18 protein-coding genes are annotated in these 24,642 nt (G+C 66.8%); 5 read left to right on the top strand and 13 right to left on the bottom strand.

The window, feature by feature from the left end; translation table 11 throughout:
* Window position 1: 1 nt before the first annotated feature.
* The 11 genes from BM113_RS10855 to BM113_RS10805 form a co-directional block, all read right to left on the bottom strand.
* Entirely contained in the window at window positions 2-1,228 is a 1,227-nt protein-coding gene (locus BM113_RS10855; protein WP_089787922.1) for an FtsZ/tubulin family protein, read from the bottom strand.
* Window positions 1,229-3,334, bottom strand: coding sequence for a hypothetical protein (locus tag BM113_RS10850; RefSeq protein WP_089787920.1), 2,106 nt, complete (start codon window positions 3,332-3,334; stop codon window positions 1,229-1,231).
* Window positions 3,331-4,428 carry a hypothetical protein gene (locus tag BM113_RS10845; protein ID WP_089787918.1) on the bottom strand — a complete coding sequence of 366 codons (1,098 nt, stop codon included), beginning with the start codon at window positions 4,426-4,428 and terminating at the stop codon, window positions 3,331-3,333. The genes BM113_RS10850 and BM113_RS10845 overlap by 4 nt, the downstream gene beginning before the upstream one ends.
* On the bottom strand, window positions 4,425-4,709 hold the full coding sequence (locus BM113_RS10840; RefSeq protein WP_245758026.1) for a hypothetical protein: 285 nt from the start codon (window positions 4,707-4,709) through the stop codon (window positions 4,425-4,427). Before BM113_RS10840 ends, BM113_RS10845 begins: the two co-directional genes overlap by 4 nt.
* The gene (locus BM113_RS10835) at window positions 4,706-5,992 is read right to left on the bottom strand and encodes an FtsZ/tubulin family protein (RefSeq protein WP_089787913.1); all 1,287 of its coding nucleotides are present in this window, start codon (window positions 5,990-5,992) and stop codon (window positions 4,706-4,708) included. Before BM113_RS10835 ends, BM113_RS10840 begins: the two co-directional genes overlap by 4 nt.
* Before the next feature lie 356 nt (window positions 5,993-6,348).
* Window positions 6,349-8,376 carry a hypothetical protein gene (locus tag BM113_RS10830; RefSeq protein WP_089787911.1) on the bottom strand — a complete coding sequence of 676 codons (2,028 nt, stop codon included), beginning with the start codon at window positions 8,374-8,376 and terminating at the stop codon, window positions 6,349-6,351.
* A gap of 216 nt (window positions 8,377-8,592) precedes the next feature.
* Window positions 8,593-10,221 (bottom strand): FtsZ/tubulin family protein, encoded by a 1,629-nt coding sequence (locus tag BM113_RS10825; RefSeq protein ID WP_089787909.1) that lies wholly within the window; start codon window positions 10,219-10,221, stop codon window positions 8,593-8,595.
* 109 nt (window positions 10,222-10,330) lie between these two features.
* Window positions 10,331-12,016 (bottom strand): hypothetical protein, encoded by a 1,686-nt coding sequence (locus tag BM113_RS10820; RefSeq protein WP_089787907.1) that lies wholly within the window; start codon window positions 12,014-12,016, stop codon window positions 10,331-10,333.
* Window positions 12,017-12,083: 67 nt separating this feature from the next.
* Window positions 12,084-14,456, bottom strand: coding sequence for a DEAD/DEAH box helicase (locus BM113_RS10815; protein WP_089787905.1), 2,373 nt, complete (start codon window positions 14,454-14,456; stop codon window positions 12,084-12,086).
* A 70-nt stretch (window positions 14,457-14,526) separates the two neighbouring features.
* Entirely contained in the window at window positions 14,527-15,060 is a 534-nt protein-coding gene (locus tag BM113_RS10810; RefSeq protein WP_089787903.1) for a PH domain-containing protein, read from the bottom strand.
* An 81-nt stretch (window positions 15,061-15,141) separates the two neighbouring features.
* Complete coding sequence (locus BM113_RS10805) at window positions 15,142-16,548, bottom strand: MATE family efflux transporter (protein ID WP_089787901.1); 1,407 nt, start codon at window positions 16,546-16,548, stop codon at window positions 15,142-15,144.
* A 183-nt stretch (window positions 16,549-16,731) separates the two neighbouring features.
* Here BM113_RS10805 and lipA point away from each other — a divergent pair, with 183 nt between their 5' ends.
* From lipA to lpdA, 5 genes are all read left to right on the top strand, one after another.
* Window positions 16,732-17,691 (top strand): lipoyl synthase, encoded by a 960-nt coding sequence (gene lipA / locus BM113_RS10800; protein ID WP_089787900.1) that lies wholly within the window; start codon window positions 16,732-16,734, stop codon window positions 17,689-17,691.
* 246 nt (window positions 17,692-17,937) lie between these two features.
* Window positions 17,938-19,047, top strand: a complete 1,110-nt coding sequence (gene pdhA / locus BM113_RS10795; RefSeq protein WP_089787898.1) for a pyruvate dehydrogenase (acetyl-transferring) E1 component subunit alpha — start codon at window positions 17,938-17,940, stop codon at window positions 19,045-19,047.
* Between the two features lie 3 nt (window positions 19,048-19,050).
* Window positions 19,051-20,094, top strand: coding sequence for an alpha-ketoacid dehydrogenase subunit beta (locus BM113_RS10790; RefSeq protein ID WP_089787896.1), 1,044 nt, complete (start codon window positions 19,051-19,053; stop codon window positions 20,092-20,094).
* Between the two features lies 1 nt (window position 20,095).
* Window positions 20,096-21,706 (top strand): 2-oxo acid dehydrogenase subunit E2, encoded by a 1,611-nt coding sequence (locus tag BM113_RS10785; RefSeq protein WP_089787894.1) that lies wholly within the window; start codon window positions 20,096-20,098, stop codon window positions 21,704-21,706.
* A 62-nt stretch (window positions 21,707-21,768) separates the two neighbouring features.
* Window positions 21,769-23,229, top strand: coding sequence for a dihydrolipoyl dehydrogenase (lpdA, locus tag BM113_RS10780; RefSeq protein ID WP_089787892.1), 1,461 nt, complete (start codon window positions 21,769-21,771; stop codon window positions 23,227-23,229).
* 201 nt (window positions 23,230-23,430) lie between these two features.
* Here the strand turns inward: lpdA and BM113_RS10775 are convergent, their stop codons facing one another.
* A complete protein-coding gene (locus BM113_RS10775) occupies window positions 23,431-23,727 on the bottom strand; it encodes a DUF7521 family protein (protein WP_007141568.1) in 297 nt (98 codons plus the stop codon).
* A complete protein-coding gene (locus BM113_RS10770; protein WP_007141569.1) occupies window positions 23,724-24,101 on the bottom strand; it encodes a winged helix-turn-helix domain-containing protein in 378 nt (125 codons plus the stop codon). Before BM113_RS10770 ends, BM113_RS10775 begins: the two co-directional genes overlap by 4 nt.
* Between the last annotated feature and the right edge of the window lie 541 nt (window positions 24,102-24,642).

Genomic DNA, 24,642 nt, shown 5'->3' with positions numbered 1-24,642 from the left:
ATCACTCCGCGTTCCGCTCCACGTACGACTCGAGGTTGTCGACGATGCGATCCAGTTCCGCCCGCGAGAGGTCGCCCTCGCCGCGACCCTGGCCGGCGAGGCTGTCCCCCAGCATCTCGAACTCGTCCCAGGAGTGCTCGAGCAGCGGGTTCAGGTCGAACCCGCCGAGCAACAACAGGACGTCGATGTCGCTTCCCCGGCCTCGCTTGGGGGTGAGACTGGCCTGGCCGGCGACGTTGATGTCGTGTTTCCCCGTCCAGTCGCGGAACGCGCCGTAGACGTCCGGCTCGGTGATCTCGCCGTTGTCGATCATACTCTCGGGCGCACGGACGATCGCGTAGGCCGCCTGGGTCGTGCCGACGTCCATCGGGACGTAGGTGTTCTCGGCAGCCTGATCGAGCATGTACTCGAGTTCGTAGACGTTCCCGTTGAGTTCGGTCGCGACGGCCGGCGTGAAGTGGTAGGCGTCCATCTGGGACGGGATCGTGACGTAGTCTTTCACGTCGATGACGCTGCGTGTCTCCCGGCCCGCGCCGATCATCAGGTCGATCGCAGTGATGATCGCGTCGTTGATGGAGTCGTAGTGGCGGCCGTTGCCGTTCTCCTCCTCGTCCAGGTGGGAGTTCGCCGCCAGCAGGACCATGTCGCCGTTCTGCTCGCCCTCGCCGGTTCGAAGCAGCCGGGAAAGACCACAGACGGCGTTGAAGTGCCGCTGGGGCTGCTCGTAGTAGTAGGGCCAGACGCCGAAGGCCGTGTGGATCACGCTGTCCATCCACCGCTCCGAGGCCCCGTTATCGTTCAGATCCTCGAGGCCGTTCTTGAACTGATCGACGACGTAGGGAATCGATCCGTTCCCGGTGCCGCCGCCGAGCGTGGCGACGTGCATGAACGCGTCGGTCGTGCCGAACTCCTTGATGTTCTCGACGATCCGATCGAGGTCCTCGCGGGCGCAGGCCTCCCCGTTCGGGAAGAAGTTCCCCGCACCCTGCTGGGAGCCGAACTCCAGCGCGTGGGATTCCATCATCTCGTCTTCGTCCCGGTCGGTCCCCATCCCGCCTTGCATCCGGTCGATCGTGTTCCGGAGGTCGGCGCGGTTGGTGTTCATGACCAGGATCCGGTCGTCGATCCCCGGATTCTCGCTTCGATCGAAAAACTGCGACGCGATTCGTCCGCCACCCTCTCCCGAGGCGATGACGCTCCATCTCGTAAACGTGTCCGTTCGTGCCATTTATCGTACCTCGATCGCTGTTTCGGTGGTCGTCACGCTGTACTCCACGTCCGCGTCGGCGTCGACGGCCACGACCGCATCCCGGACGACCGAATCGGGAACTGGCGCCGACAGGAAGTTCCGCTCGAGTTCGTCGAAGGTCAGCCGGTCGCCCGGCTCGACGTTGTACCGGACGACGTTGGTCAGTTCCCGCTCGAGTTGCTCGCGGTCGTAGACGACGACGTCGTCGCCGTCCCGACAGACGTCGTAGGCCGTCTCCTCGGCCCACGCTGCCAGGAGACACGGTGCGTGGCTGTCCCGAACGGGCAAGTCCATCGCCGTCGAAACGTATCCCTCGTCGGCGAACAGGTCCTCGAGACGGGGTCGCATCTCCGGCAGGACCTCCTCCATGTCGGCATCGACGCCCTCACAGAGTTGCTCTCGAAGGCCGCGCTCGGCGAACTCGACGTCGATCGTCGTGTCGCCGTCGACCCGGATTTCCCGCTCGACGGGGGCGAAATCCTCGTCGCCCGGATCGGCCGCGAGAGTGTGTGTCCCCTCCGGCACGTCCGGGAACGTCGCGGTGCCGGCGATCCGCGTCTCGACGGTCTCGGTCGCTGCGTAGCCGTCGGTCAACTCGAGCGTGGCGGTCCGGACGTCGCCACCGCGCTCGTAGGTCACCTCGACCGCGAGTTCGGAAGTCTCGACGTCGCCGCGCCTGAGCACGGGAACGTCGGGGTCGAACTCGACGCCGTCGTTGCGCCGGAAGTACAGGCCGAGGAACTGGTCGGCGTGACGCATCGGCAGGTCGTCGCCGGTGACTTCGCCCTCGCGCTCGAGGGTCGTCTCGATCGTGTCGGCGACGTCGTCGTAGGCGTCGACGACTGCCGCCTTCGTATTCGCCGTCTCGAGGGCGTCCCGGAGCTGGGTCGCGACCTCGCTCCAGCGGTCTGCCAACGCGTCGAGGTCGTCGATCTCCTCGAGTTCGTCGACGAACCGTTCGCCGACCACGTCCGGCTCCGCGTAGTACCCCGGCGGGAGGTCCGCTTCCCGCAGCGTTCGGACGTCGTCCTCGAGGTCGCGTTCCATCGTCGCGATCATGTCGATACAGGTCCGGCGCAGGTCGGCCCGCGGCCGGCTCAGTTCTGCGAGGTCGAGCGCGGAGTCGAGCGACTCCACCTCGGACTCGATGCGATCGACGTCGTCGACGTACTCGGCGTCGACGTAGGCGTCGACGTCCGCCCGGTCGACGGCGTCGATCAGGTCCAGCAGCGACTCCCGCTCGCTCTCGAAGGAGCCCGAGAACTGGTCGCGAAGTCGGTCGCGGGCCTCGAGAACCCGGTCGACGGCAGTATCGAACTCGTACCGCTCGAGCGCGCTCTCGGCGTCCTCGAGGTCGCGTTCGACGGCGTCCGCGTCGTCCGGCCGGACGTCGCCCCGGCCCATCTCGCGGACCGTCCCGATCGCGGCTTCGATCTCGTCGGTCGCGTCCGCCCGCAGGCCGTCGATCGCGTCTCGACACTCCGGCACGGTCGCTCCCTTCTCGGGATCGAGTTCGGGAGACGAGCCGCGATCGGCGCTTGCGAGGTCGACCTCCGCGAGCCGCTCGAGGCCGTCGTCGACGCGTTCCTGCTCGGCCGCGCCGAACTCGCGGAACGACGATTCGATCTCCGCGTCGACGCTCTCGATCTCCGTCGAGAGCTGTTCGAACGTCTGGAGGTCGGCGCTTTTGACGCCCTTCCCGAGGTCGAACGCGCCGGACTCGAGGTCGAAGGTGACTCCCTCGGTTCGGAAGTCGCCCTCGATCGACTCGAGGCGGGCGTCCACGCCGGGGCTCCAGTTCGGATAGGCGGCCTCGAGGTCGTTTACCCGTCGTACGCACTCCTGGAACTCCTCGGCGACCGACCGGGCACGGGTGCGTACGAACTGCTGTTCGCTGGTGCCGCTTCGGGCGACGACGCCGCGAACGTACAGCGTGATACCCACCACGACGATCAGGGGGATACCCACGAGAACGAACCAGGTCGCGGCCTGGGAGCCGGACCAGACGAAGATGCCGGCCCCGATCGCCGCTGCGAGCACGACCAGCAAGCCGATTCCCGCGGCGGTCTTGACGTTCCCGTTCATCCGATCACCTCCAGAACTCGCGTGCCGCCGTCGGCCACGACGAGGAAGACGGCGATACCGGCGATCGCCAGCAGGAGACCGACCAGCACCGGCAACAGCGCCGCCTTGCGGTCGTAGCTGACGTCCCGGCTCAGTTTCATCTTCTCTTCGACGCGTCTCGCGGCGATCAGCGGTACTGCCGCCCCGGCGACCGTCCCGACGACCAATCCGCCGGCGAGCGAACCGAACAGAAAGAGCCTGACCGTCGACCGTGGTTCGGCCCGTTCCGCCTCGACGGCGGTTCGGTAGTTCTCGGTCGCGGCCTCGAGGGCGGCTTCCCGATCCGCCCGTTCGGTTTCGATCGCCTCGATGGCGGCGAACGTTCCCGTTGCGTTCCCGTCCGTCGTCTCGTTTCTCAGGTGGTCGATCAGCTTCGTCTCGTTATCGATCATATACCCGTGTCGCTTCTGGAGTTCGTGCAGCGTCTCGTTCGCCTCCTCGAGGTCGTCGCGATCGAACTCGTCGTCGTCCTCGATCGCGGCGATCGTCTCGTTCAACTCGTCGATGGCGGCCGTGAGGTTCTCGCTTGCCGTGACGTAGTTCCGCTCGTGGAGGCTGTACTGCCCGTCGGCTCCTGCGATCCAGTCGACCCCCTCGAGCGTTCCGTTGGTCGCGTACTCGCTCGTGGCGACCCCGACCTCGACGCCGTCGGGGCGGTCCTCGAATTCGTCGGTCTCGACGTAGTCGGGGAACGCAACCCGATCGGTCTCCGTGCCGTCGGTGGCAGTAACGGTGATCCCGTAGCTTCCGTCGACCGTCCCCGCGTCGCGGTCGGCCTCGAAACCGGTCGTGTCGCTCGTGTTGAGCCACTCGCCGGTCGCCGGTTCGTCACCCTCGCAGTAGACGAGGTCGAACGTCGATCCGGCGTGGAGCGTGACTTCCTCGGCTTCGGGCTCGTCGTCACCGTCGACGACGGCGACGACCGTCCGCTCGTCGGCCTCGTACCCCTCACAGGGGTCCTCGATTGCCGCGGCGCTGCCGCCAAAGGCGACGATGCCGACCGTCACCACTGCCAAAACGATCAGGATCGAGGCTCGCGTTCGTCCGCTCGTCATCGTAGCTTCCCCCCGATCTGTCTGTTCTTGTACCAGTAAGTGAGGCCGCTCGCGACGACGATGCCGAAGCCGAGTCCGATCAGCAGTCCACCGCCGACGACCACGAGGGCCTGTTCCTCGAGTTCGACCGTGGTGATCGCCTTGCCAGTCACGTCAGCCGCCGCTTCGACCGGCGATTCATCGGTTCCACTGGCGGTCGCGACCGCGATACCGATCCCGAGACAGAGGGCGGCGGCCGCGCTCGCAGCCCGCGTGACCGTTCGGGACCAGCGCTGCATCATGCGAGCAACTCCTCCGTTTCCCGTTCGTAGGCGTCCGCCGCGGCTTCGATCTCCTCGAGTCGGTCGAGATCCTCGCGCCGGTAGGTCAGAAGGGTCGTCACCGACGCGAGGTTCCGGTCGCTGAGCGCGACGCCCAGGTTCACTTCGTTCAGCCCGCAACTGCGCTCGAGGAACTCCTTGACCGTCCCCGTCTCGACGCTGTACGAGCCCGCCCCGAGGTTCGAACTCGGTGCCCTGATCAGCGAGATCGCTTTCTGTGCGTCCTCGACGTCGGCGTTCGCGACCGTCTGCTTGGAGGCTGACAGCCGCGACAGCGCCGCGCTGTCTACGTCCCGTTTGCCGACGAACGGCAACAGGTAGCCCGAGAGCGATCGGGTCATCGTCACCGATCGTCCGATCGCGCCGTAACCCGGCCGCGACTCGTCAGTACCGACGCCGAACGACAGCGACGTCACGATGTCCTGAACGTCGATGTCCGGGGTATCGACCCCGTCGACCTCGCTGGCGTCGACGCTGCTCAGCATCGGGCCGGCGACCATGTCGTGGATCGCCGTCGCCACGTACTCGTTGTACTCGCCGAACTCGCCGCCGGCGGAGTTGAGGTAGGAGATCCGCTGGTTGTCCACGAGGATGATCCCGTCGACCTCGTCCTCGAGCCGGTCGAGCCCGTAGCGGGCGTTCCAGGCCTGCCGCCCGGCGTTGGTCTCGTCGTCGGCGTTACTCCGTGTGTTCGGGAGAACGGCGACCGCGACGACCTTGGTTCGACCGTCGGTGAACTCCTTGATCTCTCGAGCCAGGTGGGGACCGATCCCGCAGCCGGTCCCGCCGCCGAGTCCGAGAAAGAGGAAGGCGAACTGGATCGTGTCCGATCGGCCGGGATCGACGGCGGGTTCCTCCTCGTCGCCCTCGTCATCGGCGTAGGCCGTCTCGTAGCCGCCGTCGAACTTCTCCCCGAAGATCGTCTGTAGCTCCGAGGCGTGATCGCTCATCACCTCGTCGGCCGCGGCCGGGTTGCGCCCGAAGCCGCCGGTGACCATCTCCTCGAACCCGGGTTCGGTTCCCTGCACCAGGCCGTGCTGTTCTGCGACGCCGTACTGATCCTCGACAGGCACGTTGGACAGGTTCTGGAGGTCCCGCATCGTCGAGTTGAAGACCAGCGGCCGACCGAGCGTCGAGATGTCGGTCGACTCGAACAGCCCGAGCATCGAGTCGTCGGTGTGATCGAAGATCGCGTCGACGATTGCTCCCCCTGCCTGTCCCGCCCCTACGAACAGGTACGTCATGTGAATATCAGCCCGTTGTTTATTTCATACGGAAAAATAGTCGCTAAACGGTACATTTTCCGACGGTAGTTAGTACTCGAGTACCGCGTAATAAAGATACTGGCCCTCGCCGATATCCTGTTTTATTCGCCCATCTACTCGTTATTTGTGGCCGAATTAGTGAATATATAGAATCCTGGATGTCGAATACTACCACACCGCTCTCGATTTCCATAAGACGAGTCGATATGACGCCGTCCAGGTAGTGTCAGATATAAGTACATTGTCGGCCTGGTCGGCCCGGTTGCAGTTCTCGACGGCCGGCGTGGACTGCCGTCGACTCCCGATGTCCGGCGACGAACGGATTCCGCCGGGGATCAGCCCCGGAGACGCCGGAGCATGACGCTGTACTCGTTTCGCTCGTACAACTGTTCGACGTGCCCGAGCAGTTCGTCGGTCGCCGACAGGATCCCGGCGGCCCGCTCCGGATTCCGCTCCTCGAGGGTCGCCGCCTCGCGGCGGAGGTCACGGGCCAGCGACAGGAAGTGGTTCGGGATGGTGTGGTTGTGGTCGGCTCGAACGCTGACGTACTCGTCTTCGATGGTCGCGACCCGGGACTCGACGTCGGATGCGAGTCGCTGGACGTCGGCCGATCCCTGGTCGGACCGGGACCGGGCGAGCCGTGGCAGGAGCGTTCGATCGTAGAACGTACACTCCTGGTAGATCGCGTACAACTGAACGTCGTCGACCCCGTCGCGGTCGACCATCGCCTCGAGTTCCCGGACGCGGTCGGCGAGGTGACGGTAGATCGCGCCCTCCTCGCGTTGCAGTTCGTCGTCCAGCGAATCGAGCCGCCGTCGAACGTCGTTCGTTCCGATGTCGGCGACCGCGGCCCGCAACTCGGCGTGTTCGTCGACGGTCTCGACCGTCGATTCGAGCACCGCCGACACGTCCGACTCTTCCCATCCCGAGTCGCCGAGTATCTCGAGCAGTTCCCGGGACTGTGCCGTCTGCGGTCGGACCGTTCGCTCGACCTCGTCGACGATCGGTGCCAGGTCCGTCCCCGGGGTATCGAAGACGAGTTCGCCGTCCTCGAGGGCGTCGGCGAGTTCGACCGTCCGATCGTCGACCTCGTCGGTCCGGAAGGTGAGGCCCCCGTTCCGGGCGGCCTCCCGGCAGACGGTTCCGGCGGCGTCCTCGATCCGGTCGTAGGTTCGCCGGTACCGGTCCAGTTCGGCCTCGAGTTCGGCGATTTCCTCCCGTCGGTTCTCGTCGGGCCGGGCGTCGGACGCGGACGTGGATGCGGAGGCCGGCTCCGACCTCGCCTCAGCGACCTCGGTTTCGAGTTCCAGTACCCGCTCGAACACCGGTTCGACGCCGTCGGCGATCGGTCCCTCCTGGGCGGCAAGCGACCGTTTCGCCGCTTCGACCCGTCGTTCGTCGGTCGCATCGTCGACGTCGGCGACGGCGTCGGCTACCGTGCCAGCACGCTCGAGACGGTCGACCACGTCCTCGAGAACGTCCTCGACGCGCCCCTCGTCGGGCGAAGAAGCGGACAGGACGCGACACAGTTCGCCGGCAAGCGGGTCGCTCGGCCGGGTTCGGGACGCGACGTCGTCGGCGACCGTCGTCACCGGGTGCGGAGTCGATTCGGACGCGCCGCTCTCGCTGGGTTGGCTGTCGCCGCTGACATCGCGACTGGGATCCGGATCGGGATCGGCCGATTCAGCGGACGATCCCACCTGCTGGTTTGCTTCGGCCCCGCGTCCGCGGCCCTCTCGTCGGCTCCGCCGACTGCTCCCGGGATTCTTGATCTCCCGGACGCGCTGGCGCACCTGGGAGACGACTTCGTCGACGGTATCCGTCGCGCTCGAACTGATTCGGGTCGATCCCCCGCCCGAGGTCTTGATCTCGAGTTCGGTGAACGCGCCGTCCTGGTGGGACTGGACGCCGGTCACCTGATCGTAGTAAATCTCTTTGTTGGTCCCGCCGCCGACGCCCGACCGGGACTTCATGTCGTACTCGGCCCCCTTGTTGAGATTGATCGAGGTTTCGGTGACGACGATAGTCGTGTTGTAGTAGGTATCGGACGGTTCGACCAGCAGCGGCGAACTCCCGGAGTTGTACGTGAGGTTGTAGAGGTTCGCGTCCTCCACGTCGATCCCCCGTTTCGCGTTGCGCTCGGACTCCCCGATGAACTTCTTGACGAACGGTCGATACTTGTCGTTGATCTCCCTGACTCCCCAGTACCACGTGATAACTCCGGCCAGTATTCCGAGGACGAAGAAGGCCCCGACCTCTTCGACCCCCGCACCGACCAGCGTGAAGACGACCGTGATGCCGATGATGACGCTCCACGGCGACCAGCCGATCTTCCACCGGATGTTGTTGACGTCCCCTGCCATTGCAGAGGCCATGCACTCAGGCCGTGATTAACCTTCTGCCGTGATATGTCCGTTTCAGACGATATTTTTCTGTACTAACTCGAACGGGCGAGAATATTTCGAATCCGCGAGAGAGGGTGCCGTCGATCGGATGCCGGTTCCGGTCGGCCGGAGTTCGCACGTCGACGGGAACGGAACGGAACGGAACGTGGCCGTCGGACCGACTTCGAACTACGGTCAGGCCATGTTCTCCCGCCCGAGACAGGAGAACAGCGCCTCGACGTGTTCCCACGCGTCCCGAACGTTCTCGGCCTGCTGGCTGTTGCCCTCCTGTTTGAGTCGCTGGGCGTGGTCGTACATCTCCTCGAGCGACGGCAGTTCGGGGTTCCACAGCGTCCCCCAGAGGAAGACGTCGTCCAGATAGGGTGTGACGAGTTGCTTGACGTGGATATCGACCGACTCGATGCCGCTTACGTTCCCCGCATCGAGGAACTGCTCGTCGCCGATGATGTTCGCGAGCGTGCCGTCGGAGACGAACTTCGTGACCTCCTCCATCTTCTCTTCGGGGCCGTAAACGAGGAAGGTGCCGCCCCACGCGGTCGTCGGGTCGAACTCGGCGAGTTTGTTCTGGAACAGGGCGTTCCGGACCAGAATCTCGAGTTTCGATCGGTCGAACGAACTCGCCCGCGAGCGGCCGAGGACGGGCGCGAGGATCACCGCCGGCGTGAACTCGCTGTCGGGGTCGCGCTCGTACTTGTCCTGGACCGGCCGGAAGCTGTCGGCGGGATCGAAGACGTCGCCCATGATCGACATGGTGGCGTCCCGGTCGAGGAACTGTGGTACCGACGACATGGTAAACGCCTCGAGGAACGCCACGAGCGGCTTGTTGATCTCCCGATACTGGGGCGGGTTGTACTCCTCGAGGCGCTCGATCCGGGGCCTGATGTCGGCCTGGACGTTCTCGAGCCGGTTGTTGTCGAAGGGAATGATCGCGTCGACGGTCCGCGAGGCGCGGGCGAGGCCGACGACGCCGTTGACCTTCGCACGGCCGCCGAACTCCGAGTACTCGGTTCCTTTCGAGGGGATGACGATGCTGCTGAACAGCGGCTTCGGGACGACGAGGTCGTCCTCGAGGACCTCCTCGCGGATCTTCTCGGCCAGCACCGGCGTCGAACCACAGCCGGTCCCCTTCGTGACGCTGTGGACGAACATGACCGCCTGGGAGTCCTGGATCCGGTCTTTCCGCAGGTCCCACCGTTCACGGAAGGGGTCGCCGTCGTCCGCGAAGTCGGCTTCGACGAGTTTCTTCCCGATGTCCCAGCGGTAGCCGGCCCCCGCGTAGTCGTGTTTCCCGAAACCGATGATACAGTTCGGAAGGAGGTCGTTCCGGCTGTACTCCTTCTCTTCCTGGGCGTAGTAGGTCTGCTCGAGTTCGCTGACGTTCGTGTTCAGCGGCCCGTAGCCGGCGAGTCCGCCGTTCCAGATGCGGGCGCGGCGCTCGTTGTTCGCCTCGAGGGTGTCCCGGCGAAGCAGGATCGCATCGAGGATGTTGTTCCCCGCGCCGCCGACCCCCACGAGGTACCACTTCTTCCCGTAGGGGTCGTCCATCAGGTCGTCACTCGGGGTCTCGGTTGGTCCGCGACTCCCGCCCGAACCGACCGACCCGGGCCCCGCGCCGGATTCCAGTCCGTCCTCGGCTTCCGGTTCGTCGGGTTCGGGCTCCGCGAAGACCTCCTCCTCGAGGTCCGGATACACCTGTTCGACCGACGCCGGTTCGTCTCCGTGTGCGTTGCGAACGTGCTCGACGAGCGAGTTGCCGTCCCACTCGTCCGCCCGTTTCATACAGATTTTACAGATAGTGCTCATGTTCGGATGTCGTACTCGTTCGTCGGATCGTGCTTTAGGTTTCGGGTCGTCTCGCCGGCGGTCGTACGCCGGGGGTCGATTCCGGTCGCCGGCGCCCCCGTCGGCCGGATCATCCGCCGTACCTGTCCGCGAACCGTTCCCGGAGCGTCTCGAGACCGGCGTCGACGCCCGTGTGCTCGTCGAATCGGATCTCGAGGAAGCCCGGCGGTGCGCCCTCCTGTAGCTCGACGTCGACGACGACGTCGGTCTGGCGCCGGCAGAACCGCGCCAGTTCCTCGAGGACGGCCGGTTCGGCGACCGGGTCCGGCAGCCGCTCGGTCTGGCACTCGACGCTCGCGGCGTCGCCGACCCCGTCCAGTTCCCGCAGGACGTACAGGACCTCGTCGGCGACCGATTCGGGGGTGACCGCCTCGCGTGCTCGTTCTCGATCGGTTTCCCGGCTGTCTCCCGACTTCGGATCGCTCGAGGAAGCGGGAGGAGGATCGGAGTCGGGACCGGAGCCGGGATCGATCCCCTTCCGGCCGGTTTCGCCCTGGCGATCGCGGTCCCTCTCGCTCTCCTTCTCGACCCTCTCGAGGACGATTTCCCGCGCCTCCCGATCGAGGTCGACCGCCACGTCGTACCGGCGCGTGACGAGCGGGACGACGTCGGCGACGAGCGCCAGCGGTACCTCCTCCGGGACGTCGATCGTCCCCCGGCCGTGATCGACCGTTCCGACCACGCCGCCGAGGAAGTCCACCGTCACCAGCAATTCGTCGCTGCTCGCCCGGGCCTGGTCCAGCGTCCGCATCGCCTCGTCGAACGTACAGCGGTGCAGCGCCCGGGTCGCGTCCGAGAGCAGGCGTTCGATCTCGACGACGCCGTCGATCGATTCGTGTCGGCCCTCGACGACGAACTCGCCGATGCGGTCCCCGAGGTCGTCCTCGAGCCGGTCGGCCAGGTCCCGGACGTCCGCGAGCGTCCCCTCGACGGCTTCGCGGCGGTCCGTAAACGCCTCCTCCTGGCGGCGGACGTAGGTCTCGATCTCGCGGCAGTGGTCGGACAGGGTCCCGATCGTCCGTGCTGCGTTGCGGACGTGTCGTTCCTCCTCGAGGACGTCCGCGGCGACGGATTCGACGTCGGCGACGTGGATCGTCCCGTCCGACGGCGGGAGCGTGACCTCGCGGTACTGGCTCGGCAGGTTCACGATCTCGTAGGGTTCGCCGAACGTGGAGGTGACGCCCGGATCGAGGCGACCGTCGGCGATCGCGTCCTCGAGCGCGGTGCGCAACTCGCGTTCCAGTCGGTCGATCTCCCGTTTCGGGTCCGTAGCCGAATCCGGGTCGAACGCCCGGGCCCGGTCGACCGCCGCGGGCGCGATCGGCTCGAGGCGCTCGAGCGTCCCGTCCCCGATTCGTTCCTCGAACACGACTCGCGGGTCCTCGTCTCCGTCCGGTGCGGACGACGGTCTATCGTCCGTTCCGGAATCGCCGTCGATGCCGGAGTCAGTCGACGTCCCCTTTTCGTTTCTCCCTTCGTTCGCGGCTGTTGCGGTCGATCCCGACCGGGCGCGAACTACGGCAGCGAGTCCGCCCCCGAGGACGAGTAACCCGCCGACCGCGAGCGCGAGGCCGACCCCGGTGCCGAGATCTCCCGCGACGCCCGCCGCCGGCTCGAGGGCGGCGACTCCCCGCGCGAGCGACGCGACGGCCGGATCGATCAGCTCCGGGAACGACGTTCCGGCTCCCCGGTCGGTGGCGACCGCCGGCGGATCGCCGAACGGCCACCGTCCTCCCCCCAAACGGTCGATCTGCATGTAGCACAACTGGCGAGTAGAGGGGTAAAGAAGTATCGGCCTCGCGACCAGTACGGGCGGCGACCGGTCAGCGGACGGAAACGGTTCGGTGCCGCTCGACCGGCAACAGGGGTTCCTCCGGGAACGCGACGCTGACGGTGAACTCGAGTTCCTCCGTGTCGGCCCCGAAGACACCGACCGGGACGGTCTCGGACCCTCGCAGGAAGGTGTTCGTGCTCGTCATCTCGGTCCCGTTTACGGTCACCTCGATCCCGGCGCGGGCGGGTTCGCCGACGTTCCGGACGGTCACCTCGTGGACCTCGTTCTCGCCCGTGGCGATCGTCTCGGGGAACGCGCCCCAGTCCATCTCGATCGAGGGCAGTGACTGGGCGCCTTCGTAGACCTGCTCGGCGACCCCCTCCGAGAGGCCGGCGTCGATCAGCCCCTCGATCTCGGCCTCGAGCACGTCGCCCGGCGTCGACAATCCCTCCTTCGCGAGTTTGCTCGCGCGGCCGGGGCCGACGCCGTCGATGGCGGTCAGCCCGACCGCGTCCTCGGCGACGCCGTTCTCGATCCGGGCCTCGACCCGCCGAGCGAGGTTCGCCGCGTGCGGGCCGACGAACCGGTCGAGGAACGCCCCGAGCGCCGACAGCAGGCGGGTGGCGTTCCGCCGGATGACCCAGGCGTCGCTTTGCAGTTCCGCGGGGGTGGTGCCGCTGGCCGCCGACCGGAGGATCGCCAGCACCTTCCGCTGGCCGGCCTCGAGGTCCTCGGTTTCCTGACCGACGAGGACGGCGTTGACGGCCTCGCGCTCGTCCTGGCGGGCCGAGACCGATTCGAACTCCGCGGCTCCGGCCACGGCGGCGAGGACGTCCTCGGTCTCGAGGTCGTCGTCCTCCCCGTCGGCGTCCGCGACCCGGTCACAGAGCGCGGCGAACGACGCGGCCGTCTCCAGGCGCAGGTAGTACTTCGAGGCGAGCACCCCCCGCGGGGTCGCCTCGATCGAGAGGTCGCCCGACTCGCCGGTCTCGACGAAGCCGCGCTCGACCAGTTCCTCGAGGCAGTCCCGCACCCGCTTTCGGAGGTTCGGGAAGTCGTACGCCTCGGGTTTCGACTGGCCCCGCACGTAGTAGAAGGTCGTCTCGAGCCAGTCCATCACGTCCTCGAGGTCCGTGATGGTCCCCATCGCGATCTCGGCGTTCAGGTGGGTCTCTAAGCTGTCGGCCAGTCTGGACTCGATCTCCTTGCCCTCGTTCAGCAGGCGCCGGTACTTGTCGGCGTCGGCGCCGTCGCAGACGACCCAGCCGTAGCCGACGTCGTCGTACCCTGGCCGTCCCGCGCGGCCGAGCATCTGGAGCACGTCGAGCGGGCTCATGTCGACCTCGCCCTCGAGGGGGTCGTGCAGTTTCGTGTCCCGGATCACGACACAGCGGGCGGGCAGGTTGACGCCCCAGGCCAGCGTCGACGTCGAGAACAGCAACTCGATGTGGCCCTGCTTGAACCACTCCTCGACGAGGTCGCGGTCGTTCTTCGAGAGGCCGGCGTGGTGGAAGGCCACGCCGTCTAACACGGAGTTGCGGAGGGTATCGTTTTCCAGTTCCTTCGATTCGGTGTGGAAGTCGTAGTCGCCGCGGGCACCCATCGGAACGTCGCGCTCGGCGATCTCGTCGCGGGCGGCCTCCGCGGCACGGACCGTGTCCTGGCGCGAGGAGACGAACACGAGCGCCTGGCCGTCCTCCCGAAGGTGTGGCTCCGCGAGGTCCAGCGCCCGGTAGAGCCGGCGGTACTTGTCCGCGAAGGAGTTCTCGCCGTGGGTGTAGGTCTTCACCCCCGCGTTCAGGTCGACCGGCCGGTACTCCTCGCCGAACTCGAAGGTCGTCTCCTCGGGGGCGTCGAGCCAGGCGGCCACGTCGTCGACGTTGGGCATCGTCGCCGACAGCGCGACGATGCGCGGATCACAGAGCCGACGGAGCCGCGAGATAGTGACCTCGAGCACCGACCCGCGCCGGTCGGCGTCTAGCAGGTGGACCTCGTCGATGACACAGACGTCGACGTCGGTGACGAAGTCGTACCGCCGGGAGTCGTGTTTCCGCGTCGCCGAGTCGAGTTTCTCGGGGGTCATCACGAGGATGTCCGCGTGGCGCGCACGACGCGGGTTCAGGTCCCGCTCGCCGGTGACGACGTACACCGAGTAGTCGAGATCCTCGAAGCGGTTCCAGTCGTCTTCCTTCTCGTTGGTCAGCGCCCGCAACGGGGCGATAAACAGCGCGGTGCCGCCGTCGGCGAGCGCCTTGCAGATCGCCAGCTCCGCCAGGGCGGTCTTGCCCGAGGCCGTCGGCGCGCTCGCGACGACGTTCGCCTCGGACTCGAGTAAGGCGGGCAGAGCCTCGCGTTGCATTCGGTTGAACTCCTCGAACGCGAAGGCGTCGGCGAATTCGGGCAGAACCTCGGCGACCTCCATCAGACGGATACGGGGTGCGGGCGATGAAAGGCGTTTCCTTCCCCGGTCAGGGCCGTCGCGGGTCGTCGGGTTACCTCGACTGATTTCGGTCCCGATCGACGAGTTCGCCCAACTGTTCGTTCAACGCGCCGTTCGCACGCTCGGGCTCGGGCGTCCGTTCGAAGGTCAGTTCGGGGTCGCCCGAGCCAGCGGTGTAGATCGTCAGGTCGCCGTACCCCAGCAGTCGGCCGAGCACGTCCTGCTCGAGGGCGGTGTTCTGGACGCGGTCGATCCGGAACTGGGTGACGTTCCGGGAGACGATGCCGCGTTTCTTGTACAGTTCCTCGGAGGTGATCACGTATCGGGTGTTCGTCCAGACGACGTACTGGACGAGCACGAGCGCGATGCCGAGGACGACGAGCGCGACTCCCACCAGGGAGAGGCCCCCGACGCCCCCGTCGGTGACGCCCCAGGCGGCCACGGCAAACCCCGCGAGGACGAGTGCCAGCCCGATCGGCACCCTGACGCCCATCGTGACCGGGTGCGGCCGACTCTCCCAGACGACGTTCTCCTCGCCGGAGAGATGCAGCCAGTCCGGGTGGGTCGATGGCGTCGGACGGCTCACGGAGGGGCGTATTCCGCTCGTTCCCGTAAAGCTATCGTGGGTAGGGAGTGGTTTCTGCCGCTCGCTCTCGAGGCGTCGTACTCAGTCGGCCGCGTCGGCCTCTCCGGAGGCGACGTCGACCGCGCGGACGTTCATCCCGTTGCTCGTCTCGTACCAGTAGTAGCAGCCCAGACCGACCGCGACGGCGACGTTCGAGGCGGTGACCGACCAGAAGACGCCGACGACGCCCCAGCCCAGCAGGAGGGCCGCCCCCGCGGCGATCGGTAGCCGGACGATCCAGTACTGCAGGAGGGTCGCGACGAGACTCGTGCGGGTGCGTCGCGCCCCGTTGAACCCCGCCTGCAGGAGGTAGGTCGCGCCGATCGCCCAGTAGCCGTACGCGAGAATCTCGAGGTACCGCGCCGCGACCTCGACCTCGGCGGCCGTCGCGTCGGGGACGAAAAGCACCGACAGCGTCTCGGGGATGGCCCACTGGATCGCGCCGACGACCGAGAGCGCGCCGGCCGCGATGGCGACGCCGACCCACGTCGTCCGCCGGGCGCGCTCGGGCAGTTCCGCGCCCAGACTCTGGCCGATCATGCTCTGGGCGGCCTGCTGGAGCCCCATCGCCGGGACGAAGGCGATGGTCGCGACCCGCGCGCCGACCGTAAACGCCGCGAGCCCTGCCGCGCCGCCGACGGCGGCGACGAGCCAGATCATCCCCACCCGTGCCGACTGGCTCGAGACGTGCTGGCCCGCCGTCGGCCAGCCGATGTCGAGGATCTCGCGCCAGTCACCGACGTCGAACGCACAGACCTCGCGGGTGAGGGCGAACCCGTCGCGTCCAACGAGCGCGAGCGTGATCCCGAACAGCAGGGCAACGCCGTAGGCGGCGGCCGTCGCGTACGCGGCACCGGCGATCCCGAGTTCGGGTGCCGGTCCCCAGCCGAAGATCAGGAACGGATCGAGGACGACGTTGACCGCGACCGCGACGACGTTGATGTACAGCGCAGCGCGCGTATCGCCCCAGCCGATAAAGCCCGACTCGAGCGACTCGCTCGCGCTCATCAGGGGAAAGGCGACCGCGTACGCCGCCAGGTACAGCGCCGCGAGTTCGGTGACGCTCGCTTCGGCCCCGAGGACGCCGACGATGTCACGGGCGAAGACGAACACCAGCGCCGCGACCACCACGCCGGCGACGAACCCGAGGAGAACCCCGTTGAACGCGGCCCGGCGGCCGCCCCGGAGTTCGTCCGCGCCGGTCCGCTGGGAGACCAGCACCTGCGTGCCGACGCTGGTCCCGATGGAGACGGCAGCAAGCAGGCCCAGAAGCGGGAAGTTCAACCCGACGGCTGCGACCGCCTCGAGGCTGAGACGGCCGAGCCAGAGGGTATCGATCACTTGCTGGGCGACCTGCACGAGGTTCTGGACCAGCAGCGGTGCCGCCAGGATCGCGAGCGTCGTCGGGATGGGTCCGCTTGTGATTTCCTCACGACCGATGTCGAACATCTACCACCACTGGTTATTAGTAAATAAAATAAAAGTTTCGCTCGCCGACCGGCCGGCGGACGCCGCCGGGATCGTTCGGGCCGTTCGACGCTTCGACTCGTCCGGTCCGTTTGATTCGTTCCGGCCCGTTCGACTCGTTCGACGACCGCAACCACTTTTCCCTCGGGGCCCGAGGACTCGGGTATGAGCAGCGCTCGAAAGCCCGACTGGCTCAAGATGCGGCCGCCGTCGGGCCGGGAGTTCACCGACATCCGGGAATCCCTCCGCGACCGGAACCTACACACCGTCTGCGAGGAGGCGAACTGTCCGAACCTCGGGGAGTGCTGGTCCGGCGGCGAGGGCAGCGACGAGGGCGGCACCGCGACGTTCATGCTGATGGGCGACCGCTGCTCGCGGGCCTGTAACTTCTGTGACGTCCAGACGGGCGGGATGGAACCGCTCGACCCCGACGAGCCGGAGAACGTCGCCGACGCCGTCGCCGAGATCGGGCTGGACTACGTCGTCCTCACGTCGGTCGACCGGGACGACCTGCCCGACCAGGGCGCGGGCCACTTCGCCGAAACGATCCGGGAGATCAAGGACCGACACCCGGGTATCCTCGTCGAGGTGCTCATCCCCGACTTCCAGGGCGAGGAACACCTCGTGCGGAAGATCATCGACGCCGATCCGGACGTGATCGCCCACAACGTCGAGACCGTCGAGCGCCTGCAGTTCCCCGTCCGGGACCGCCGCGCCGGGTACGAACAGTCGCTTTCGGTCCTCGAGCAGGTCGACCGCGAATCGGACATCTACACGAAAACCTCGATCATGCTCGGCCACGGCGAGTACGACCACGAGGTCTACCAGACGCTGGCGGATCTGCGTGAGCGGGGCGTCGACGTCGTCACCCTCGGGCAGTATCTGCGGCCCTCGCGGGACCACCTCGAGGTCAAGCGCTACGACCACCCGCACAAGTACGAGACCTGGCGACGGGTCGCCGAGGAGGAGTTAGGATTCCTCTACTGTGCCAGTGGCCCGATGGTCCGCTCGTCGTACAAGGCAGGCGAGTTGTTCGTCGACGCCGTGCTCCGGGACGGCAAAAGCGTCGAGGAGGCGCGACGCGACGCGCACTCGAGCGACTCGCCCGTTTCGACTGCGGAGTAACTGGATTTCCCGTTCTTTCTCGCGTTCGTTTTCCGTTCGACCTCGAGAGCCGGTAGGCCGGTCCTACCCGATCGATCGTGGGGGATGACGCGCTCTCGAAGGGATGTGGACGATTGATCGGTCCGCCCGGGATTCCCCGGACGCCTCCCGTCCGCGCGGGCAAGAATCTCACTGATAGTAAACTATTTACGAAAATCCTTTAACGTGAGCGATAGATCGTTGCAACATGCGCAGGTGGGTTTACCCGTGAGTACGCTACAGCGCGATCCCCGAGAGCGAGTACAGGTTCTCGACGAGGAGGGCCAGGTGCTCGACGACGCCGAGGTACCTGACCTCTCGGAAGAGGAGTTGCTCGAGATGTACGAACAGATGCGGCTGGCCCGGCACTTCGACGAACGGGCCGTCAGCCTCCAGCGACAGGGGCGGATGGGAACGTACCCGCCGCTGTCCGGGCAGGAGGGGGCCCAGATCGGGAGCGCCCACGCCCTGGACGACGAGGACTGGGTGTTCCCCAGCTACCGCGAACACGGCACCGGGCTGGTTCGGGGGCTGTCGCTCAAGCGGACGCTGCTGTACTGGATGGGTCACGAGGAGGGGAATCAGATCCCCGAGGACGCCAACATCTTCACGGTCGCGGTGCCGATCGCGACCCAGATCCCGCACGCGACGGGTGCCGCCTGGGCCTCACAGCTCAAAGGCGAGAACAAAGCCTTCCTCTGTTACTTCGGCGACGGCGCAACTTCGGAGGGCGACTTCCACGAGGGGCTGAACTTCGCCGGCGTCTTCGACACGCCGAACGTCTTCTTCTGTAACAACAATCAGTGGGCGATCTCGGTCCCCCGGGAGCGCCAGACCGCGAGTGAAACGCTGGCCCAGAAAGCGACGGCCTACGGCTTCGAGGGCGTCCAGGTCGACGGGATGGACCCCCTGGCGGTGTACAAGGTCACCCGCGACGCCGTCGAGAAAGCGAAAAACCCCGATGAGGACGAACTCCGGCCGACGCTGATCGAGGCCGTCCAGTACCGTTTCGGTGCCCACACCACCGCGGACGACCCGTCGGTCTACCGTGACGACGAGGAGGTCGAACGCTGGAAGCAGAAAGATCCCATCCCGCGGATGGAGACGTTCCTGCGGAACAACGGGATGCTCGACGACGAGCGGGTCGACGCGATCGAGACCCGTATCGAGGAGTCGGTTGCCGACGCCATCGACGCGGCCGAATCCGTCGAGCGCCCCGATCCGGAGGAGATCTTCGCCCACGTCTACGAGGGCATGCCGAAGCGACTCCAGCGCCAGCTCGAGTACTTCGAATCGATCCGCGAGGAACACGGCGACGACGCACTGCTGGAGGGATAACACATGGCTACGCACGCAGACTCCGACACCGATGCGGACGTACAGGCCGAACCGGACGTGGACGCGGTCGAATCGGAGAACCTGACGCTCGTCCAGGCGGTTCGAGACGGCCTCTACACCGAGATGCAACGCGACGACGACGTCGTCGTCATGGGCGAAGACGTCGGCGAGAACGGCGGCGTCTTCCGCGCCACCGAGGGGCTGTACGACGAGTTCGGCGACCAGCGGGTCATCGACACGCCGCTGGCCGAGTCGGGCATCCTCGGCACCGCGGTCGGGATGGCTGCCTACGGGATGCGCCCTGTCCCCGAGATCCAATTCCTCGGGTTCATCTACCCCGGTTTCGACCAGGTCGTCTCCCACGCCGCGCGCCTGCGGACGCGCTCGCGCGGTCGATACACGTGCCCGATGGTCATTCGAGCCCCCTACGGCGGCGGTATCCGGGCCCCCGAACACCACTCCGAGTCCTCGGAGGCGATGTTCGCTCACCAGCCCGGGCTCAAAGTCGTCATCCCGTCGACCCCCTACGACACCAAGGGGCTGTTGACGAGCGCGATCCGCTCGCCCGACCCCGTGCTCTTCCTCGAGCCGAAACTCATCTACCGGGCCTTCCGCGAGGAGGTACCCACCGAATCCTACGAGGTCCCCCTCGGCGAGGCCGCCGTGCGCCGCGAGGGCTCGGACATCTCCGTGTTCACCTGGGGCGCGATGACCCGGCCGACCCTCGAGGCCGCCGAGAACCTCGAGGGCGAGATCGACGTCGAGGTCGTCGACCTGCGGACGCTGTCGCCGCTCGACGAGGACGCCATCGTCGAATCCTTCGAGAAGACCGGCCGCGCGGCGGTCGTCCACGAGGCCCCCAAGACGGGCGGGCTCGGCGCCGAGATCGCCGCGACGATCCAGGAGCAGTCGCTGCTGTATCAGGAGGCACCGGTCGAGCGCATCACCGGCTTCGACACGCCGTTCCCGCTGTACGCGCTCGAGGACTACTACCTGCCCGAAGCGGCTCGCGTCGAGACGGGCATTCGGGAGGCGATGGAGTTCTAACATGGTACGCGAGTTCCAACTGCCGGACGTCGGCGAGGGCGTCGCCGAGGGCGAACTGGTCTCGTGGCTGGTCGAGGAAGGCGACACGGTCAGCGAGGACCAGCCGGTTGCCGAGGTCGAGACCGACAAGGCCCTCGTGGACGTGCCCGCGCCGGTCGACGGGACCGTTGTCGAACGCCACTTCGAGGAAGGCGACGTGATTCCGGTCGGTGACGTCTTCATCACGTTCGAGGTGGAGGGCGAGGCCGAGGCCGAAGCCAAGGCTGCGGAAGCCGATGCCGAAGCGGAGTCCGAACCCGAACCCGAACCTGAGCCCGAAACCGCCGGCAGCCCCGGCGCGACCGGCGGCGACACCGACGAGGTCGCCACCCCAACCGACCGCGTCTTCGCCCCGCCGCGGGTCCGCCGACTCGCCCGCGAGGAGGGCGTCGACCTCGCCGCCCTCGAGGGCTCCGGTCCGGGTGGTCGGATCACCGCGGCCGACGTCGAGGCCGCGGCCGGCACCGCACCCGAGCCTACGGGCGACGCCGAGGCCGAGGCCACAGCCGCGACCGACGAGACGGCGAGCGAAGCCGCCGGTGCCGGTGCGACTGCGGACGCGACCTCGAGCGTCGGTGGTTCGTCGACCGGAACGTCACAGGCGCAAGCGCAGCCCCCCGCGTCCGTCGAATCCGCCGACCGCGACCGGACCCTCGCCGCGCCCGCGACCCGCCGCATCGCCGAGGAGGAAGGCGTCGACCTCGACGCCGTCCCCGCAAGCGAGCAGCGCGACGGCGAGGCGTTCGTCACCCCGGAGGACGTCCGCGAGTACGCCCAGGCCCAGCGACGGGCCCAGGAGGCCGACCGCGAGGCCGTCGCGGCCGGCGAACCCGTCGGCGACGAGGGGACGTTCGCGCCCGGCGAACGCGAGCGCCGCGAGGACTTCGGCGGCGTCCGCAAGCGCATCGCCGACGCGATGGTCGAGTCGAAGTACACCGCGCCACACGTCACCCACCACGACGAGGTCGACGTGACGGAACTCGTCGAGGTCCGCGAACGGCTCAAGCCCCGCGCCGAGGAGAAGGGGATTCGGCTGACCTACATGCCCTTCATCGTGAAGGCCGTCGTCGCGGCGCTGAAAGAGTACCCCGAGATGAACGCGGTGATCGACGAGGACAACGAGGAGATCGTCTACCGGGACTACCACAACATCGGGATCGCCACCGCGACCGACGTCGGGCTGATGGTGCCCGTCCTCGAGGACGCCGACGGCAAGGGCATCCTGCAGCTCTCCTCGGAGATGAACGAACTCGTCGAGCGCGCCCGCGAGCGCTCGATCAGCCCCGACGAACTGCAGGGGTCGACGTTCACCGTCACCAACATCGGCGGTATCGGCGGCGAGTACGCCACGCCGATCCTGAACTACCCCGAGTCGGGAATCCTGGCGGTCGGCGAGATCAAGCGCAAGCCCCGCGTCGTCGAGGAAGACGGCGAAGAACGGATCGAACCGCGCTCGGTCATGACGCTGTCGCTGTCCTTCGACCACCGGCTGATCGACGGCGCGGTCGGCGCCGAGTTCACGAACACCGTCATGGAGTACCTCGAGGACCCGAACCTACTACTGCTCGAGTAACGATGAGTACGACAATGGAACCGAACACCACAGTGGCATCGAACGCGACGGAGGGATCGTAAATGGTCGTCGGAGACGTCACCACCGGCACGGACGTGCTGGTCATCGGGGCCGGACCGGCCGGCTACGTCGCCGCGATCCGGGCCGGACAACTCGACCTCGACGTGACGCTCGTCGAGAAGGACGCCTACGGCGGCACCTGCCTGAACTACGGCTGTATCCCCTCGAAGGCGCTAATCACGGCGACCGACGTCGCCCACGAGGCCCGCCACGCCGAGGAGATGGGGATCCACGCCGATCCCGCGGTCGACATGGCGGGCATGGTGAGCTGGAAGGACGACGTCGTCGACCAGCTCACCGGCGGCGTCGAAAAGCTGTGCAAAGCAAACGGCGTCAACCTGCTCGAGGGCACCGCCAAGTTCGACGGCGAGAACACCGCCCGGATCTCCCACAGCGGCGACGGTCAGGGCTCGGAAACGCTCGAGTTCGAACACGCGATCGTCGCGACCGGCTCCCGTCCGATCGAGATCCCGAACTTCTCCTACGGGGACGACCCCGTTTTGAGTTCGAAGCAGGCGCTCGACCTCGACTCCGTCCCGGACTCGCTGGTCGTCGTCGGCGCGGGCTACATCGGGATGGAACTGGCAAGCGTCTTCGCCAAGCTGGGCACCGACGTCACGGTCATCGAGATGCTCGACTCGATCCTGCCGGGCTACGACGACGACCTCAAGCGGCCGGTCAAGCAACGCGCGAACGAACTCGGCATCGACTTCGAGTTCGGCTACACCGCCTCCGAGTGGCAGGAAACCGGCGACGGCATCCGCGTCGTCGCCGACCCCGCCGAGGACGTCGCCGCCGACGGCGGTGCCGAAGCCGTCGAGACGGAGTCGCTCGAACTCGATGCGGAGAAGGTCCTCGTCGCCGTGGGCCGCGAACCCGTCTCGGACACGCTCGACCTCGAGGAAGTGGGCGTCGAGACCGACGACCGCGGCTTCATCGAGACCGACGACCGCGCGCGGACGAACGTCGACCACGTCTTCGCGGTCGGCGACGTTGCCGGGGAACCGATGCTCGCCCACAAGGGCAGCGCCGAGGGCGAGGTCGCCGCCGAGGTGATCGCCGGCGAACCCGCCGCGATCGACCACCAGGCGATGCCCGCAGTCGTCTTCACCGACCCCGAGATCGCGACGGTCGGGATGACCGAAGCCGAGGCCGAGGAGGCCGGCTTCGAGACGGTCACCGGCGAGTTCCCGTTCCACGCGAGCGGTCGGGCGCTGACGACCGGCCACGCCGACGGCTCCGTCAAGATCGTCGCCGAGGCCGAGGAGGGGTACGTCCTCGGCGCGGGCATCGTCGGCCCCGAGGCCTCCGAACTGATCGCCGAACTCGGACTCGCGATCGAACTCGGCGCGACCCTCGAGGACGTCGCCTCGACGGTCCACGCCCACCCCACGCTGTCCGAGTCGGTCATGGAGGCCGCGGAGAACGCGCTGGGCCACGCGATCCACACGCTGAACCGCTGACTTTCGCTTCTGCCCTCCCCGCCCGTCTGTCTTCTCTCGCTGTGCCTCGAGGCCCATTCGGCTTCAGGTAGCCGATAGCCCGACCGCGTCCTATCCGTCGCCAGTCACGAGGACAGCGACGGCGAAACCGAACGGCGACCGAAAACAGAGGAGAAGAGGTTCGACACACCCGGCGTCGAAGCCGGGACGACCACACCACACTTACTGCACGTACAGCGAATACGCGATCACGAGAAAGCCCGCGAGAACGAGCAGACTCTCGAGCAGAATCCCCGCCGCGAGCGGAACCTCGAGTACCTCATAGAGCATCCCGGCCAGCACCAATCCGAAGGTGACGAGCCCGAACCCGAACGCGAGCAGCCCCAGGGCCCGCTGTCTCGTCCGCTGATAGGCCTTGAAGGCGAAGTACGTGATGATACCCCCCGTCACGAGCATCAGCGTCTTGACGGCCGCGAGAGCGAGTGCGATTTCCATCCCACTGGTGGCGTGTGGGCTCATGTTTCCTTCCGAACCTCCGACCACAGTTCCGCGAGTCGCTCGTCCGCGCTCCTGGCCGGGCGTTCGATCTCGACAGCCAGTTCGCGGTTTTCGTCCAGAGAGAGCGTGATATCCTCGAAAGCAACGGCGTACTTGCTGGCGTGGTGTCCGTCGCGGCGGATCTCCGTCGTCTCCTCGAGCAGCGTCGACTCGGTTAGCAACTCGAGCTTTCGATACAGCGTCGACTGCGGGATCTCACAGCGGTTCGTGAGTTCAGAGGCCGTCATAGGTTCGTCGAGATTCCGGATGATTTCTCGGCAGTCGGGGTCGTCGAGCGCAGCGCAGATCTCTTCCGCTGACGGCGTCGACTCCGAAGCGATCGGGTCCCGGACCATTCGTACCCCAGTTACGACCCACGGGGTTTATTGGCATCGATGCGTTCTGCCCGTCGCCGGTTGATTCGGCCGCTCTCCGAACGTGTTCGCCCGACTGCGGCACCGCTCGAACGTCTCCGACCCTCTCGAATTGTGACCTGTCTCGAGCACGCTCATACCCGAATCCGATAACGGGACGGTACCGTTACCCGGTACCGGTACCGTGTTCCTTATTACACGCGCGCACTCGTGTGCGAACACGCGGGTCTCATCCGGTCCGACCGAGTCTGCCAGGGCGGGATGACTGGCCGGCCTCCGCCCGCGTGACATTTTGACCGAGCCTGCGCTGAACTGTCGTGACCCCCTTTCGTGTCCCGCCTCGAGCCGCTGGGCCGTTTATTAGTGTGACTCGAGCACAACGAAAGTGAATAATCGTCCCATGGTAGTGGGTTTCGGTGCGGAACTGGTTCGACGGCCTTATATATGCACCCGGCATTTGGTGATAATGCGAACGACGTGGCGCAGGTCGCCACGTTCCCTCCGGCCTTTGGCACGGAGGTAG

Origin of the sequence: Natronobacterium haloterrestre, assembly GCF_900112205.1 — an archaeon.
GTDB classification, from domain to species: domain Archaea; phylum Halobacteriota; class Halobacteria; order Halobacteriales; family Natrialbaceae; genus Natronobacterium; species Natronobacterium haloterrestre.
This window is presented reverse-complemented; position numbering and strand designations above follow the sequence as displayed.